This window comes from Streptomyces sp. NPDC059008, assembly GCF_042749045.1.
Taxonomy (GTDB): domain Bacteria; phylum Actinomycetota; class Actinomycetes; order Streptomycetales; family Streptomycetaceae; genus Streptomyces.
In genome coordinates, this window is sequence record NZ_JBHYJC010000010.1 from 119,621 (window position 1) to 135,613 (window position 15,993).

Annotated in this window: 16 protein-coding genes; 8 read left to right on the forward strand and 8 right to left on the reverse strand. The window is 72.0% G+C overall.

The window, feature by feature from the left end; genetic code table 11:
* Positions 1–106: 106 nt before the first annotated feature.
* The 3 genes from rimI to ACFWZH_RS15475 all read left to right on the forward strand — a co-directional run bounded on the left by rimI (position 107) and on the right by ACFWZH_RS15475 (position 2,195).
* Complete coding sequence (gene rimI / locus ACFWZH_RS15465; protein WP_384430229.1) at positions 107–580, forward strand: ribosomal protein S18-alanine N-acetyltransferase; 474 nt, start codon at positions 107–109, stop codon at positions 578–580.
* A 5-nt stretch (positions 581–585) separates the two neighbouring features.
* Complete coding sequence (tsaD, locus tag ACFWZH_RS15470) at positions 586–1,722, forward strand: tRNA (adenosine(37)-N6)-threonylcarbamoyltransferase complex transferase subunit TsaD (protein WP_384429990.1); 1,137 nt, start codon at positions 586–588, stop codon at positions 1,720–1,722.
* A 107-nt stretch (positions 1,723–1,829) separates the two neighbouring features.
* A complete protein-coding gene (locus tag ACFWZH_RS15475; protein WP_384429993.1) occupies positions 1,830–2,195 on the forward strand; it encodes a hypothetical protein in 366 nt (121 codons plus the stop codon).
* On the opposite strand, the gene ACFWZH_RS15480 is transcribed toward ACFWZH_RS15475, so the two are convergent.
* Positions 2,179–3,420, reverse strand: a complete 1,242-nt coding sequence (locus tag ACFWZH_RS15480; RefSeq protein WP_384429996.1) for a methyltransferase domain-containing protein — start codon at positions 3,418–3,420, stop codon at positions 2,179–2,181. The two genes, ACFWZH_RS15475 and ACFWZH_RS15480, sit on opposite strands and share 17 nt — an antisense overlap.
* 24 nt (positions 3,421–3,444) lie before the next feature.
* Entirely contained in the window at positions 3,445–4,848 is a 1,404-nt protein-coding gene (locus ACFWZH_RS15485; protein WP_384430232.1) for an FtsW/RodA/SpoVE family cell cycle protein, read from the reverse strand.
* A gap of 470 nt (positions 4,849–5,318) precedes the next feature.
* Here ACFWZH_RS15485 and groES point away from each other — a divergent pair, with 470 nt between their 5' ends.
* Positions 5,319–5,627 carry a co-chaperone GroES gene (gene groES, locus ACFWZH_RS15490; protein WP_384429999.1) on the forward strand — a complete coding sequence of 103 codons (309 nt, stop codon included), beginning with the start codon at positions 5,319–5,321 and terminating at the stop codon, positions 5,625–5,627.
* A gap of 132 nt (positions 5,628–5,759) precedes the next feature.
* Positions 5,760–7,385, forward strand: coding sequence for a chaperonin GroEL (groL, locus tag ACFWZH_RS15495; RefSeq protein ID WP_384430235.1), 1,626 nt, complete (start codon positions 5,760–5,762; stop codon positions 7,383–7,385).
* Between the two features lie 125 nt (positions 7,386–7,510).
* Here groL and ACFWZH_RS15500 read toward each other — a convergent pair whose 3' ends face one another.
* The 3 genes from ACFWZH_RS15500 to ACFWZH_RS15510 form a co-directional block, all read right to left on the reverse strand.
* Positions 7,511–8,203 carry an ester cyclase gene (locus tag ACFWZH_RS15500; protein ID WP_384430003.1) on the reverse strand — a complete coding sequence of 231 codons (693 nt, stop codon included), beginning with the start codon at positions 8,201–8,203 and terminating at the stop codon, positions 7,511–7,513.
* Positions 8,204–8,264: 61 nt separating this feature from the next.
* Positions 8,265–9,317 (reverse strand): hydroxyacid dehydrogenase, encoded by a 1,053-nt coding sequence (locus ACFWZH_RS15505; RefSeq protein WP_384430006.1) that lies wholly within the window; start codon positions 9,315–9,317, stop codon positions 8,265–8,267.
* Between the two features lie 123 nt (positions 9,318–9,440).
* Positions 9,441–9,635, reverse strand: a complete 195-nt coding sequence (locus tag ACFWZH_RS15510; RefSeq protein WP_384430009.1) for a hypothetical protein — start codon at positions 9,633–9,635, stop codon at positions 9,441–9,443.
* A 107-nt stretch (positions 9,636–9,742) separates the two neighbouring features.
* Between ACFWZH_RS15510 and ACFWZH_RS15515 the strand changes: the two genes are divergently transcribed.
* Positions 9,743–10,495, forward strand: a complete 753-nt coding sequence (locus ACFWZH_RS15515; RefSeq protein ID WP_384430011.1) for a DUF5919 domain-containing protein — start codon at positions 9,743–9,745, stop codon at positions 10,493–10,495.
* Positions 10,496–10,542: 47 nt separating this feature from the next.
* On the forward strand, positions 10,543–12,507 hold the full coding sequence (locus ACFWZH_RS15520; RefSeq protein WP_384430014.1) for a DUF2264 domain-containing protein: 1,965 nt from the start codon (positions 10,543–10,545) through the stop codon (positions 12,505–12,507).
* On the opposite strand, the gene ACFWZH_RS15525 is transcribed toward ACFWZH_RS15520, so the two are convergent.
* Both ACFWZH_RS15525 and ACFWZH_RS15530 read right to left on the reverse strand, forming a co-directional pair.
* The gene (locus tag ACFWZH_RS15525) at positions 12,504–13,277 is read right to left on the reverse strand and encodes an SDR family NAD(P)-dependent oxidoreductase (protein ID WP_384430017.1); all 774 of its coding nucleotides are present in this window, start codon (positions 13,275–13,277) and stop codon (positions 12,504–12,506) included. The two genes, ACFWZH_RS15520 and ACFWZH_RS15525, sit on opposite strands and share 4 nt — an antisense overlap.
* Positions 13,278–13,433: 156 nt before the next feature.
* A complete protein-coding gene (locus ACFWZH_RS15530; protein WP_384430020.1) occupies positions 13,434–14,099 on the reverse strand; it encodes an MOSC domain-containing protein in 666 nt (221 codons plus the stop codon).
* A gap of 164 nt (positions 14,100–14,263) precedes the next feature.
* On the opposite strand from ACFWZH_RS15530, the gene ACFWZH_RS15535 reads away from it, so the two are divergent.
* The gene (locus ACFWZH_RS15535; RefSeq protein ID WP_384430023.1) at positions 14,264–15,190 is read left to right on the forward strand and encodes a LysR family transcriptional regulator; all 927 of its coding nucleotides are present in this window, start codon (positions 14,264–14,266) and stop codon (positions 15,188–15,190) included.
* Between the two features lie 107 nt (positions 15,191–15,297).
* Here the strand turns inward: ACFWZH_RS15535 and ACFWZH_RS15540 are convergent, their stop codons facing one another.
* Positions 15,298–15,630 carry a WhiB family transcriptional regulator gene (locus tag ACFWZH_RS15540; RefSeq protein ID WP_384430026.1) on the reverse strand — a complete coding sequence of 111 codons (333 nt, stop codon included), beginning with the start codon at positions 15,628–15,630 and terminating at the stop codon, positions 15,298–15,300.
* Positions 15,631–15,993 lie beyond the last annotated feature (363 nt).

Genomic DNA, 15,993 nt, shown 5'->3' on the forward strand with positions numbered 1-15,993 from the left:
AAGGACGTCGCTGCACGACGGCGCCGCTCGATCACCGTCGCCCGACCACCGCCCCTCAACGGCGCCACTGCGCGGCGGCACCCCTCAACCTGCTGCGCTGCGCGAGATGCGCTGGTGGGACATAGCGCCGGTGCTGGAGCTGGAGCGCGAGCTCTTCCCCGAGGACGCCTGGTCGGCCGGCATGTTCTGGTCGGAGCTGGCCCACGCCCGCGGGGATTTCGCCACCCGCCGCTACCTCGTCGCCGAACGGGAGGCCCGGATCGTGGGCTACGCCGGGCTGGCCGCCATCGACGGCACCGGCGATGTCCAGACCATCGCCACCGCCCGCGACCAGTGGGGCACCGGCCTCGGCGCCCGGCTGCTGACCGAACTCCTCGGCGCCGCGACCGACTTCGAGTGCCATGAGGTGCTGCTGGAGGTGCGGGTCGACAACCTCCGCGCCCAGCGCCTCTACGAGCGCTTCGGCTTCGAGCCGATCGGCTTCCGGCGCGGCTACTACCAGCCCGGCAACGTCGACGCCCTCGTGATGCGCCGTACCACCCAGACCTCCTCCGAAGCACCCTCCGTACAAGGAACTTGAGAATCATGGCTGACTCACGCGGCGGACCGCTCGTCCTCGGCATCGAGACCTCCTGCGACGAGACCGGTGTCGGCATCGTCCGCGGCCACACCCTGCTGGCCGACGCGGTCGCCTCCAGCGTCGACGAGCACGCGCGCTTCGGCGGAGTGGTGCCGGAGGTGGCCTCCCGGGCCCACCTGGAGGCGATGGTGCCCACCATCCAGCGGGCGCTGAAGGAGGCCGGGGTCGCGGCCAGCGACCTGGACGGCATCGCGGTCACCGCCGGACCGGGCCTGGCCGGTGCGCTGCTGGTCGGCGTCTCGGCCGCCAAGGCGTACGCCTACGCGCTGGGCAAGCCGCTCTACGGCGTCAACCACCTCGCCTCGCACATCTGCGTCGACCAGCTCGAACACGGTCCGCTGCCGGAGCCGACGATGGCCCTGCTGGTCTCCGGCGGCCACTCCTCGCTCCTGCTCGCCCCCGACATCACCTCCGACGTCCGGCCGCTGGGCTCGACGATCGACGACGCGGCGGGCGAGGCCTTCGACAAGGTCGCGCGGGTGCTGAACCTCGGCTTCCCGGGCGGTCCGGTCATCGACCGCTACGCCCGCGAGGGCGACCCCGAGGCGATCCGCTTCCCGCGCGGTCTGACCGGCCCCCGCGACCCGCTCTACGACTTCTCCTTCTCCGGCCTGAAGACGGCCGTGGCCCGCTGGATCGAGGCCAAGCGGGCGGCCGGTGAGGAGGTGCCGGTGGCGGACGTCTCGGCGTCCTTCCAGGAGGCGGTGGTCGACGTCCTGACCCGTAAGGCCGTACGGGCCTGCAAGGACAACGGCGTGGACCACCTGATGATCGGCGGCGGGGTCGCGGCCAACTCCCGGCTGCGGGCGATGGCCGAGCGCCGCTGCGAGGACGCCGGCATCACCCTGCGGGTGCCGCGGCCCAAGCTGTGCACCGACAACGGCGCGATGGTCGCGGCCCTGGGCGCGGAGATGGTGGCGCGCGGGCGCGCGGCCTCGCACTGGGACCTGTCCGCGGACTCCTCGCTCCCGGTCACCGAACCGCATGTGCCGGGGCAGCCGGCCGAGGACGAGCACGGTCACAGCCACAGCCACAGCCATGATCACGTCCACGAGACGAGCCGGCAGAACCTCTACCCGTGAGCAACTTCTGAGGATCGGTGACAACCGCGCCTCCCCCCGGACCCGCGACCGCCCCGAGGTCTTACCCTGGAGCGGCACCGGGCGCGCGCGTGGGGAGGCGGCAGGCTGTGGACTGGTTCTGGTGGGTCTTCATCTTCTTCATGGCGGGCGGCTTCGCGAAGGTCGTCGACACCGCCCGTACGGCCATGCGCACCCGCCACGAGCGCAAGATGGAGCGCCTGGAGACCGCGCGTCAGGAACGTCAGGAGCTGGCGGCCGCCCAGAAGCCGCCGGAGCCGGTGTGCGGCTGCACCCACCACCTCGCCAAGCACGACAAGAAGGGCAAGTGCCATGAGCGGGTGGAGGTCGCGGTGGCCTGGGACGCCGACCACAAGCCGGTCCAGTACGAAGCCGGCCAGTGCACCTGCCAGCAGTACGTAGGCCCGCAGCCGCTCTCCCAGATCTACGCCGAGGACCTCACCGACCTGGCGTGAGTGCCCGCGCGGGCGCGTCCGCGGGGTGGCCCAGCAGCATGGTGGGGGCGCCGGCGACCCGGGTGAGGAAGATCGTGCAGGAGTTGCCGCCGCCGCCCAGCTTCAGCTTCCGGCGCAGCTCCTCGGGCTCGACCGCCGAGCCGCGCTTCTTGATCACCGCGGTGCCGACCCCCCGCTCGCGCAGCAGCGCCCTGAGCTTCTTGACGTGGAACGGCAGTACGTCGGTGATCGCATAGGCGGTCGCGTACGGGGTGGCCGCGAGCCGGTCCGCGGTGATGTACGCGATCGTCGGGTCGATCAGCCGCCCGCCGACCTGTGCGGCGACATCGGCCACGAGGTGGGCGCGGATGACCGCGCCGTCCGGCTCGTAGAGCCAGTCCCCGACCGGCCCCGCCTCGGGGTCCGGCAGGCCGGTGCCCAGCAGCGAGTCGCCGGCCGGCAGCAGGGTGGCGCGGCGGCCGCCGGGGGTCGGAGCGGGGGCGCCGCCGGGGGCTGCGGCGAACCACAGCACCGCCTCCTTCACCTCGCCCCCGTCGGAGATCCACTCCGTCTCGGCGTCCTCGGGAAGCGCGTCGTGCGGCACCCCCGGCGCGATCTTCAGCGCCGCGAACGGGGCCGTACGGGCCGCCTCGACGGCCCAGGACAGCGGCGGCGAGTACGCCTCCGGATCGAAGATCCTGGCGCCGCGCACCTTGCCGCGCCGCGCCGGGTCCACGAACACCGCGTCGTATCCGGCGGTGTCCACCTCCGCCACCTCCGCGCAGCGTACCTCGATCAGCGCCGCGAGCCCCAGCGCCTCGGCGTTCGCCTGCGCCGCCGCACAGGCCAGCGGGTCGCGGTCGACGGCCAGTACGCGGATCCCGGCCCGTGCCAGCGCGATCGCGTCGCCGCCGATGCCGCAGCACAGGTCGGCCAGCGAACGAACGCCCAGTGCGGCGAGCCGGGCGGCGCGGTGGGTGGCGACCGCGGTACGGGTGGACTGCTCGACGCCGTTGGGCGTGAAGTACATCAGCCACGCGTCCGCCCCGAACTTGGCCGCCGCGCGCTGCCGCAGCCGGGCCTGGCCGAGCGCGGCGGAGACCAGCGGGGCGGGGTGGTCGCGGCGCAGCCGGGTCGCGGCCGCCAGCTCGTCCGCCGGGTCGAAGTCGCGCAGTTCGGCCAGCAGCGCCTGCCCCTCGGGGGCCAGCAGCGCGGAGAAGGTGTCGAGGTCGGTCACCTGCACCATTGTGGTCCAGGCGGGGCGTGGGCCCTACGTCGCCCGGCGGCCGCGCCCGCGCCGGCGCGGCCGGTCGCGGCCGGCGCCCTCCGGCTCGCGGCGGCGCTGCGCATGGTCGCTGATCCGCAGCAGCAGCGCCACCATCACCCAGTTCGCGACCAGTGACGAGCCGCCCTTGGCCAGGAACGGCAGGGCCTTGCCGGTCAGCGGGATCAGGCCGGTGACGCCGCCGGAGACGACGAAGACCTGGAGCAGCAGCGCCCCGGCGAGCCCGACCGCGAGCAGCTTGCCGAACGGGTCGCGGGCGGTCAGCGCCACCCGCAGCCCGCGCTGCGCGAGCAGCACGTACAGCATCAGCACCGCCATCACCCCGGCCAGGCCCAGCTCCTCGCCGACGGTGGTGAGGATGAAGTCGCTGTTGCCCGCGAAGCCGACCAGTTCGGGGTGGCCCTGGCCCAGGCCGGTGCCGCCGATGCCGCCGCTGCCGAAGCTGAACAGCGCCTGGCCGAGCTGGTCGGACATGTGCTCCGCGCGGCCTTCCTTGGTGAAGGCCCGCATGGGGTCCAGCCAGGCCGTGACGCGGCCGTGGACGTGCGGCTCCAGGGAGCCGACGACGGCCGCGCCGACCGTGGCCATCAGCAGGCCGCACAGCACCCAGCCGGCGCGGCCGGTGGCCATGTAGAGCATGATCACGAAGACGCCGAAGAAGATCAGCGAGGTGCCCAGGTCCCGTTCGAAGACCAGCACCAGCAGGCTGATCACCCAGATCGTGAAGATCGGCCCGAGCTGCCTTCCCGGGGGCAGCTGGACGCCCATGACGCGGCGTCCGGCCAGCGCCAGCGCATCGCGGTTGACGGTGAGGTAGCCGGCGAAGAACACCGAGATCATGATCTTCACGAACTCGCCGGGCTGCAGCGACAGCGGCCCGAGCAGGATCCAGCGCTTGGCGCCGTACATGTCGGCGCCGAAGAAGGCCGGCGCCATCAGCAGCACCAGGGCGACGGCCATCGTCAGATAGATGTAGCGCTGCAGGATGCGGTGGTCGCGCAGCACCAGCAGGATGGCGATGCAGACCGCCACCCCGATCACCGTCCACACCAGCTGGCCGCTCGCCGCCTCGGCGATCTTCAGACGCGGGGTCTGCGCGTAGGTGATGTCCAGCCGGTGCAGCAGGACCAGCCCGATCCCGGTCAGCAGGGTCGCCAGCGGCAGGATCAGCGGATCGGCGCGCGGGGCGAAGCGGCGCAGGACCAGATGCGGCACCAGCGCCACGAAGAGCATGCTGACGGCGAAGCCGGCCAGGCCGCCGGGCAGCCGGCCGGTCATCGACAGACCGGTGTAGGCGTAGCCGAAGACGGCGGTCAGGACGACGAGGGCGAGCAGCCGGGCCTCGGTCCTGCGGCGGTCCGGCGCCCGTTGAAGCGCGGCGAACGTCATGGTGCGCTCGGCGTCGCTCTCCGGCTCCCCGGCCGGCCGGGGAGCGCTGGTCAGTCCACGCACGGGTTCCTCCGCCTTCGGTGGTCAGGGCCTGCGGACCCGGTCCGGGCCGATCCACACGGCACGCCCGGGCCCGGTTCGCAGGCCCGGCAGTCGGGGAAGTAGACGAGGTGGTCCGGGGGGTGGTTGCCGGAGAACGGGAAGGTGTGTCCGATTTGGCAGGGAACCCTCCCCGGTGGCGGACCCGTTGGCCGCGGCGCGGTCAACCGGCGTAGCGGAACCCGCCCCCGGCGCGCTGGCACTCCGCTTGACCGAGTGCTAACCGCGTCATAGTCTCGGCGTTGGCACTCTCCAGTGGGGAGTGCCAAACACACAGCGACGGGCAGGTCCGGCACCCGCGACGACGGATCCACCTGGTCGCCACCTCAGACAGTTAACCCCGTGAGATCTCCGAAGGGGGAGGTCGGATCGTGACGACCGCCAGCTCCAAGGTTGCCATCAAGCCGCTTGAGGACCGCATCGTGGTCCAGCCGCTCGACGCCGAGCAGACCACGGCCTCGGGCCTGGTCATTCCGGACACCGCCAAGGAGAAGCCCCAGGAGGGCGTCGTCCTGGCCGTGGGCCCGGGCCGCATCGAGGACGGCAAGCGCGTCGAGCTCGACGTCACCGTTGGTGACGTCGTTCTCTACAGCAAGTACGGCGGCACCGAGGTGAAGTACAACAACGAGGAGTACCTCGTTCTCTCGGCCCGCGACGTGCTCGCGATCGTCGAGAAGTAAGTCACCCAGATTTGCCGTGATCTGCGCCCCTGGTTCCCGCGTCTAAACAACCCGGGGCAGGGGCGCAGTTCGTTTGACCCAGCGGTCCCCACTGCGTGCCGAGGATCGCAATGAGAGGACTTGAAGCACCCCATGGCGAAGATCCTGAAGTTCGACGAGGACGCCCGTCGCGCCCTTGAGCGCGGCGTGAACAAGCTTGCCGACACGGTGAAGGTGACGATCGGTCCGAAGGGCCGCAACGTCGTCATCGACAAGAAGTTCGGTGCCCCGACCATCACCAACGACGGTGTCACCATCGCCCGTGAGGTCGAGGTCGACGACCCGTACGAGAACCTGGGCGCCCAGCTCGTCAAGGAGGTGGCGACCAAGACCAACGACATCGCGGGTGACGGCACCACCACCGCCACCGTGCTGGCCCAGGCGCTGGTCCGCGAGGGCCTGCGCAACGTCGCCGCGGGCGCTTCCCCGGCCGCCCTGAAGAAGGGCATCGACGCCGCCGTGCAGGCCGTGTCCGAGGAGCTCCTCGCGACCGCCCGCCCGATCGACGACAAGGCCGACATCGCCGCCGTCGCCGGTCTGTCCGCGCAGGACAAGCAGGTCGGCGAGCTGATCGCCGAGGCGATGGACAAGGTCGGCAAGGACGGTGTGATCACCGTCGAGGAGTCCAACACCTTCGGTCTGGAGCTGGACTTCACCGAGGGCATGGCCTTCGACAAGGGCTACCTCTCGCCGTACATGGTCACCGACCAGGAGCGTATGGAGGCCGTCCTCGAGGACCCGTACATCCTGATCCACCAGGGCAAGATCGCCTCGATCCAGGACCTGCTGCCGCTGCTGGAGAAGGTCATCCAGGCGGGTGGCTCCAAGCCGCTGCTGATCATCGCCGAGGACGTCGAGGGCGAGGCCCTGTCGACCCTGGTCGTCAACAAGATCCGCGGCACCTTCAACGCGGTGGCCGTCAAGGCCCCCGGCTTCGGTGACCGCCGCAAGGCGATGCTCGGCGACATGGCCACCCTCACCGGTGCCACCGTCATCGCCGAGGAGGTCGGCCTCAAGCTCGACCAGGCCGGTCTGGACGTGCTGGGCTCCGCCCGCCGCGTGACCGTCACCAAGGACGACACCACCATCGTCGACGGCGGCGGCAACGCCGAGGACGTCGCCGGTCGCGTCGCCCAGATCAAGGGCGAGATCGAGACCACCGACTCCGACTGGGACCGCGAGAAGCTCCAGGAGCGCCTCGCCAAGCTCGCCGGTGGCGTCTGCGTCATCCGCGTGGGTGCGGCCACCGAGGTCGAGCTCAAGGAGAAGAAGCACCGTCTGGAGGACGCCATCTCCGCGACCCGCGCCGCGGTCGAGGAGGGCATCGTCTCCGGTGGTGGCTCCGCCCTGGTGCACGCCGCCAAGGTGCTGGAGGGCAACCTCGGCAAGGAGGGCGACGAGGCCACCGGTGTCGCCGTCGTCCGCCGCGCGGTCGTCGAGCCGCTGCGCTGGATCGCGGAGAACGCCGGCCTCGAGGGCTACGTCATCACCGCGAAGGTCGCCGAGCAGGACAAGGGCCAGGGCTTCAACGCCGCCACCGGCGAGTACGGCGACCTGGTCAAGGCCGGCGTCATCGACCCGGTCAAGGTCACCCGCTCCGCCCTGGAGAACGCCGCGTCGATCGCCTCCCTGCTGCTCACGACCGAGACCCTGGTCGTCGAGAAGCCGGCCGAGGACGAGCCGGCCGAGGCCGGTCACGGTCACGGGCACGCGCACTGACGCATAGCCGCACAGCCGGCTGATCGCCGGCGGTAGCCGGTGGAAGGCTCCTGTTCCCGCTCATGAGCGGTGGGAACGGGAGCCTTCTCGCGTGCTGCCGGAGCCGTGCGGCCGGCACGCCCCGGTCAGAGCGCGCCGAGCTGCCGCATCAGGCCCAGGACGTCGTAGTGCCACCAGCCTTCCTGGATCATCCCGTCGTGGAACCGGAAGGTCGTGGTGCCGGTCATGGTGCACTTCCGGCCGGTCGGCTGGACGTCCATGAACGCGCCCTTGTGCGTCCCGTACCAGGTCCACCGGGTCACGACGTCGTCGCCCTGGGCGATCTGGGATTCCAGGTTGAACGTGAAGTCGAAGGCGGCGCGCCATCCGGCGACGTCGCGCTGGAGCGCGTCGGACCCGATCAGGGTCTCGTCCTCCTTGAGGACGTCGTGCTCCCGGTAGTCGGACGCGAACACCTCGTCGATGGCGTCGAGGTTGCCCCCGGCGGCGATCTCGTGGAAGAAGCGGCGGGCGGTTGCGGTGTTCAACTGCTCGTCCCGGACGACGTCGAGATCGGTGAAGGACGGCATCCCGTCGCAGAGCGCCACCATCTCCTGGAAGATCCGGTCGGTCTCCGGGAGGTGGGAGTTCCTCACCGCCTCTTCGTGCGAGGGGAATTCGACGATCTCGACGTAGTGGGAGGCGTCGGAGCGGTCCTTGCCGACGACGCTGTGGGTGGCGGTCCGCTTGCCCTTGGTCTGCTCGACCCACTTGTCCATGAGTTCGTTCATGCCGTCGGGTCGCTCGGTCCGGTAATCGATTATCTGTACGAATTTCATGGCGCCTCCCAGGGGTGGGTGGGACGCGTCCATTTTAGTGAGGAATGCCCGTATCGTGCGGTCAGGCCGAGCGGTCCTGGGCTGTTGGGTGCACCGGGTCCGCGAACGGCCGGCCGGCCGCGAACCGCGCCACCTCGTCCAGCGCCCGGTCGGCCAGGCGGTGCAGTTCGCCGCCCAGGGAGCCGGCGATGTGCGGGGTGAGCAGGACGTTCGGGAGGTCGTACAACGGGGAGTCGGGGGGCGGGAGTTCGGGGTCGGTGACGTCCAGGACCGCGTGCAGGCGGCCGGTCGCCAGCTCGGCGAGCAGGGCCGCTTCGTCGACGAGGGAGCCGCGGGCGGTGTTGATCAGCGTGGCGCCGTCCGGCATCAGCGCCAGCTCGCGGGCGCCGAGCAGATGGCGGGTGGCGGGCAGCTCCGGGGCGTGCACGGTGACGATGCCGCTGTCGGCACAGAGCGTGTCGAGCGGGACCGGCGCCACCCCCAGCCGGGCGGCCTCGGCGGCGTCGACGTACGGGTCGTACAGCAGGACGCGCAGGTCGAAGGGGCGCAGCAGCTCGATGAGGCGGCGGCCGATCCGGGAGGCGCCGACGACGCCGACGGTGCGGTGGTAGTTGCCGGCGCCGGACAGCTCGTGCTGCCAGTCGTGCGGGGCGCGCAGGGCGCGGTAGCGGTGGGCGGCGTGCAGCACCCGCTTGTTGGCGAAGAGGATCGCGGCGAGGGTGAACTCGGCGACCGGCAGCGCGTTGACGGCGGCCGCCGAGGCGACGGTGATACCGCGCCGCCAGCAGGCGTCGGTGATGTGGTGCTTGACCGATCCGGCGGCGTGCACGACGGCCCGCAACCGCGGTGCGGCGGCCAGCACGCGCTCGGTCAGGGGTGGCGCGCCCCAGCAGGTGAGCAGCAGCTCGGCGTCGGCGAGCGCGGCGGCGACGGCGGGCGAGGGGTCGGCCAACTCGTGGGCGACGAGACGGGAGTCGGTACGGGCGAGGGCCCCCAGGCGGGCGTGATGGCGGGCGTCGAGGAGCCGCTCGGCGATGCCGGGGCCCATCGACAGCAGCACGTTCGGGCGCCGCACCGCGCGCTCGGCCGTCCCGACGGGGGGTGGCGTGGTCATGCGTTCTCCTTCGTACTGCCTTGACGCCCGGTCGGCCGCAACCGGAAGGATGCCCGGCGATCGGGTCGCAAGCCTCCGGCTCAGGTGACACATGCCCGTGGCGCTCTCGTTTCGCACCCGTCCCTACCGCCCCATGAGCCGTGAGTGCTCGGGGTGAGCGGCGTTTTCGACGTTGCAGTCGGAAGCCCTGGAGTGGTCCTCGTTGATCCGGGCCGCACTGCGTTGCCGGGCCAAGGCCGCACAGACATCGCAGCCTTCGACGGCCGCGGGCTGGGGCAGCGGCAGCATCAGGTGCACGGTTGTCGGTTGTTGGTTCATGCGCCTCATGCTGGCCTGCGCTTTCGGGCGTATCCGCGCTGCAGCGGGGACAGTTGGGCCGTTCCAGGCGTAGGGTCGAAACGGCCCAAACGTCCAAGGGAGAAGTCTTGAACGTCGCCTTACGATCGGCTGTTGCGGATGCCGGTCTCACCCCCAGGAAGCTCGCGGCCCGGGTCGGGGTCACGAGCAAGACCGTGGAACGGTGGCTGGCGGACGCCGAACTGATACCGCATGCGAGAAACCGTGAGGACGCCTGCCGGGCGTTGGGAGTCGATGAAGAGATGCTGTGGCCCCAGGCAGTGAAGGGCCGGATCAAGACCGGCAACGACCGCGAGCTCGTCCACTCGTATCCGTACCGGTCCGCTTGCCCGTCCACGGTCTGGGCCGATCTCGTCGAGGGCGCAACCGAGGAGCTGTTCCTCGCCGGGTACACGAACTATTTCTTCTGGACCCAGGTTCCCCGCTTCGCCGAGACCATCCGGCGCAAGGCGGAGTCCGGGTGCCGGGTCAGGTTCCTGCTCGGTGACCCGGCCGGTGAGGTCACCCGGCAGCGCGAGGTGATCGAGGACGTGGCCTTGAGCGTCTCCACCCGCATCCGGATCAGCGTGGAGCATCTGGACCGGATAGGCGCCGCACCCGGGCTGGAGATGCGCTACAGCAGCGCTGACGACGCCGTGAACCACGTATCGCTGTCAGTGTTCCGATTCGACGACGATGCGCTGGTGACGCCCCACCTCGCCCGGCTGGTGGGACACGACTCGCCGCTGCTGCATCTGCGCCGGCACGGTGACGGAGGAATGTTCGAGCGGTTCGCGGAACATGCTGAGGAGCTGTGGGGCCGTGCCGTACGAGTGGGCTGATCTCCGGAGCGGCAACCGTCATCCGGCACCCCGTCCACGGGTAACCCGTGCCTGAACGCCTCCCCTTCCCCCTCCCGCCCGAGGACCGCCGGCTCAGCCCCTACACCGGCTGGACCCGCGCCCACTGGGAGGCGGTGGCCGACGGCCTGCTGTGCGCCACCCGCCGCCACGCCTCCCCGGGCCGCGGTCTGATCGCCCTCCCCGGTGCCCGCCCCAGCTCCTCCGGCCCCCGCTCGGACGGCCTCGAAGGCTTCGCCCGTACCTTCCTGCTCGCCGCGTTCACCGTCGCCGGCAGCGGCGGCCGCGATCCGCACGCCCACCTCGCCCGCTACGCCGAAGGCCTGGCCGCCGGCACCCGGAACCCCACCGGCGACCGGGAGTCGACATCCGCCGACCCCGACTCCTGGCCCCGGATCGACGCCGTCCGCCAGGCCCGGGTCGAGGCGGCCTCCCTCGCGCTCGGCCTGCGCCTGACCCGCCCCTGGCTGTGGGACACCCTCGACGACGCGGTCCGCGCCCGCGTCGTCGACTGGCTGCTGCCCGCCCTCGGCCCGTCCCCGGTCGACAACAACTGGTGGCTCTTCGGCCTCACCGTCGGCGGCTTCCTGTACGACGTGGGCATCGAGACCGTACGCGCCCGGGCCGCCGTCGACCGCGCGCTGGCCCGCATCGAGGACTGGTACCGCGGCGACGGCTGGTACTCCGACGGCGACAACCGCGCCTTCGACCACTACAACGCCTGGGCGCTGCACTTCTACCCCGTCCTGCACGCCCACCTCGGCGCCGACCGCACGCTCCTGGCCGCCTACGGCGACCGCCTGCGCGCCCAACTCGACGACTACACCCGCCTCTTCGACGCCAACGGCGCTCCGCTGCCCTTCGGCCGCTCGCTCACCTACCGCTTCGCCGCCACCGCCGCCCCCTGGCTGGGCGCCCTCACCGGCCACACCCCGCTCGCCCCGGGCGCCGTCCGCCGCCTCGCCTCCGGCGCCCTGCGCCACTTCCTGGACCGCGGTGCCGTCGGCGCCGACGGCCTGCTGCCGCTCGGGTGGTACGGGCCCTATGCGCCGATGCTCCAGAGGTACTCGGGCCCGGGCTCGCCCTACTGGGCGGCCAAGGGGTTCCTCGGTCTGCTGCTCCCCGCGGACCATCCCGCCTGGACCGCTCGGGAGGCCCCGCTCCCCGCCGAAGCCGCGGACGCCGTCAGGCCGTTGGGCGGTACGGGCCTGCTGCTGCACTCGACCTCGTCCGACGGCCTGGTCCGCGTCCACAACCACGGCAGCAACGCAACGCTCGGCGCCCCCGACCCGTACTACGCCCGGTTCGCCTACTCCACCCGCACCGGCCCCACCGGCGACGAAGCCGCCCTGCCGGACAATCACTTCGCCCTGCTCGTCGACGGCCGCCCCACCACACGGGGCCCGGCCGCACCGTACGGCCACGGCCCCGACTGGACCGCGTCCACCCACACCCCGCGCCACGCCGACGGCACCGGGCCGACCGGCATCCGGGTGCTGTCCCTCACCGCCGTCCACGGCCGCGTCGAAGTCCGCGCCCACCTGGTCACCGGCGCCGCCCCCGGCACCTCCGTACGCCAGACGGGCTGGGCCACCACCCCCGGCGGCCCGACCGCCCAACTCCACCCCGTCCACGGCTACGACACCCCGCGCGCCCGCCCCGCCCCTACCGGCAGCACGCTCTTCGGCCCCCGTACCGAAACCGCCGTCCTGGAGGGCACCGTCGGCCCGGACGCCGAGGGGACGCTCTTCGTCGCCCTGGCCTCTCTCACCGGGGACCCGGCGCCCGCCCCCGTCCACACCCTGGCCACCACACGCCTCAGCCGCCACGGCGGCCGCCACGCCCGCCACGTCCTCCACCTCACGTGGCACGACGACGGCACCACCAGCCACCTGGTCCTGCCCCCGCCCGCCGAAGGGCGCGCACAGGACCGGGCGGCGCGGCGGCGTCCCGGCCAGGGCCTGTCCGGTGGGTCAGGGTCGGACAGGCCCTAGCGGGGCCCGTACTTGCGCCCGGTACGGGACGCGACTCCACCCAGCACCGCGCGGGGCACCAACTTCAGCGCCCCGGTCAGCGCCTTGTACCGCGGGTCGGGGATGGACAGCGACTTGCCCCGCATCAGGTCCTTCATCGCCGCGTCCACCAGCTTGTCGGCGTCCAGCCACATCCACCCGGGGATGTTGTCCGTGCCCATCCCCGCCCGCTGGTGGAACTCGGTACGGACGAAGCCCGGGCACAGCGCCATCAGCCGCACCCCGCTGCCCGACAGGTCCCGCGCCGCGCCCTGCGTGAACTGCACGACCCACGCCTTGCTCGCGCCGTAGGTGCCGCGCGGCACGAACGCCGCCACCGACGCCACATTGACCACCGCGCCACGGCGCCGCTCCCGCATGCCGCGCACCGCGGTCGTGGTCAGCCGCAGCACCGCCTCGCAGTGCACCTTCAGCATCGTCAGCTCGTCGGCCAGCGGCACTTCGAGGTACTCGCCCTTGTTGCCGAAGCCGGCGTTGTTCACCAGCAGATCGACCGGGTGCTTGGTGTCCGACAGCCGCGCCTCGACCGCGGCGATGCCCTCCTCGGTGGACAGATCGGCGCTCAGCGCCTCCGCCTCGATGCCGTGCCGGTCGTGCAACTCGGTGGCCTGCTCGCGCAGTCGCTTCTCGTCGCGCGCCACCAGCACCACGCTGTGGCCGTCGCCGGCGAGTCGCCGGGCGAACGCCGCCCCGATGCCCGCCGTCGCTCCCGTGATCAATGCAGTCGTCATACCGGCACGCTATCCGCCCGGACGGTGGCACCCGAGCCCCAGGGCGTGTCCGCGCCGGCCCCCGCCGACGCCCCGCCGGCCCGGCCGCAGCGCGCTCCACCGGCGCCGGGCCGCCGACACCGCGGCCGGACGGACCGGCCTCGCCGATCCACCCGGTCAACCGCCCTGCCGCGCCAGATACTTCGTCACCACCTCCCGTGCCACCTCCGGAAGCGCCTCCCCGGCCTCCAGCAGCCGCGGCAGCAGCTCCCGCCGGGTCGTCAGCGCCCGGAACATCAGCTCGATCGTCACCTCGTGATCGGGGCGGTACACCCGCTCGACGCGGTCCCCGGCGCGGATCTCGCCCGGCTCGATCACCCGGAGGTAGGCACCGGGCACCGCGGCCCGGGTGAACCGCTTCATCCAGCCGCGCTCGCCGAGCCACCCCTGGAACATGCGGCAGGGGATCCGCGGGCAGCTCACCTCCAGCAGCACCCGCGGGCCGATGCGCCAGCGCTCGCCGATACGGGCGCCGGTGAGATCGACGCCCGAGGTGGTGAGGTTCTCGCCGAAGGAGCCGTTGGCCAGCTCGCGGCCCAGCTCCCGCTGCCAGACGTCCAGGTCCTCGCGGGCATAGGCGTACACGGCCTGGTCGTCGCCGCCGTGATGGCGCAGGTTGACCACCGCGTCGCCGGCCAGCCCGCTGCCCCCGACGCCCGCGGGGCCGGGAGCGCTGACCGCCACCGGGCCGTCCACGGGCCGCTTGTCGATGCCCGTGCCGCCCTCGGCGTCGGTGTACTCGGACGGCACGGGCCGCCCCACATTGACGCTCAGCAGCTTCATACGGTCCTCCGCCGTTGCCGTGCCATGGTCCGCGGACCGCCCCTGCCGGCGTCCGCGCCTGATCGAAAACCGCCTCGGCCGGCCAGGGCCGACGCTACTCAGCCTGCCCAAAAGCGGCATCCTGATTTTCCCCGATCCACCCAAGACTCGCTTATGCTCGAAGCGTGATCGAGGCCCGTCATCTCCGTGTGCTGCGCGCCGTCGCCAGGACCGGCTCGTTCTCCGCCGCCGCGCGCGAGCTGGGCTGCACCCAGCCGGCCGTCAGTCAGCAGATGAAGGCGCTGGAGCAGTCCGCCGGCACCCCGCTGCTGGTCCGCGCGGGCCGCGAGATGCGGCTGACGCAGGCGGGCGAGGCGCTCGTACGGCACGCCGTCGGCATCCTGGCCGGGCTCACCGCCGCCGAGGAGGAGGTCGCGGCCATCGCGGGCCTGCGGGCGGGGCGGGTGCGGCTGGTGTCGTTCCCGTCGGGCAGCTCGACGCTGGTGCCCACCGCCCTGGCGAAGATGTGCGCCGCCCACCCGGGCACCCGGGTCTCGCTGGACGAGGCCGAGCCGCCGCGCTCGATCGAGATGCTGCGCAACGGTGACTGCGAGATCGCGCTGGCCTTCCGCTATCCGGAAGTGCGCGGCGCGGACCCGGAGGCCGCGGCGGAGTGGGACGACCTGGTGGTCCGGCCGATCCTGGTGGACCGGCTGATCGGGCTGGTGCCGGACGGCCACCGACTGGCGAAGGCCGGCGGCGCGGGGTTCGCGGAGCTGGCGGACGAGCCGTGGATCGCGGGCTGCCCGCGCTGCCGCAGGCATCTGGTCGAGGTCTGTGAGAGTGCGGGCTTCACCCCGCGTATCGACTTCGCCACGGATGACTATCCGGCCGTGATCGGCCTGGTGGGCGCGGGGCTGGGGGTCGCCGCGCTGCCGGAGCTCACGCTGGAGTCGGTGCGCCCCAAGGGGGCCACGGCGATACGGATGGAGCCGGCCGTGCACCGCGAGATCGTCGCGCTCACGCTGCCGGATCTGGCCCATGTCCCCGCCGTCGCGGCGACGCTCGATCAGCTGGCGGACGCGGCGGGCCGGAGCGGTCACGCGCGCTGAGGGGTCACGGGGCGCGCCGAGTGGCGGCGAGAGCAGCCCGAACCTCTGCTCCCCGCAGTCGAAGCTGCGAAGGAACGTTTCTTCAGGGAGGGGTCGCGCTCCCTGGGTCAGGCGCCTGAGGTGCCCGAGTTGCCGGTCATGGAGGTCGCGGGGATCAGCCGGTGGCGGGCCCGGCCCATGAGCTCCTCGCGTTCGTCCTCCGTCAGACCGCCCCAGACCCCGTAGGGCTCGCGGACGGCCAGTGCGTGCGCCGCGCACTCGGCTCGCACCGGGCAGCGCATGCAGACCTCCTTCGCCGATGTCTCACGCGCGCTACGGGCCGCTCCGCGCTCGCCCTCGGGGTGGAAGAACAGGGAGCTGTCCACGCCACGGCAGGCGGCCAGCAGCTGCCAGTCCCAGAGGTCTGCGTTCGGGCCCGGGAGGCGGGAGAAATCTGCCATTGCTTGTCCCCTCGAAGCGATGCTGATTCGGGCTCGGTGCTCAAGACCGTACATCTACTATCGAAGTAGATGTAAATATGACTCATTGCGAATCTAGTCGCAGTCAACGCGAAAATGGAAGAAAGAGAGCCAAATAGGGCATAGGGTGCACGCGCGGATGCGGGCCGCCCGACGAGTCGTCTGCGTATCCGGCTCCTCACGGAGCGTGCTGAACTCGGTCACCGAAGCCGTAACTCTTTCGAGTGACCGTCGTTGAGTGTGCGGAGGCGATTGGCAGAGGTAGCCCTAGGGCACATGTCCGAGGCGGCCGTCAATCGCACAGGTGACGATATGTACCAGCCTGGAGGCTCAAGGTGACGCGCA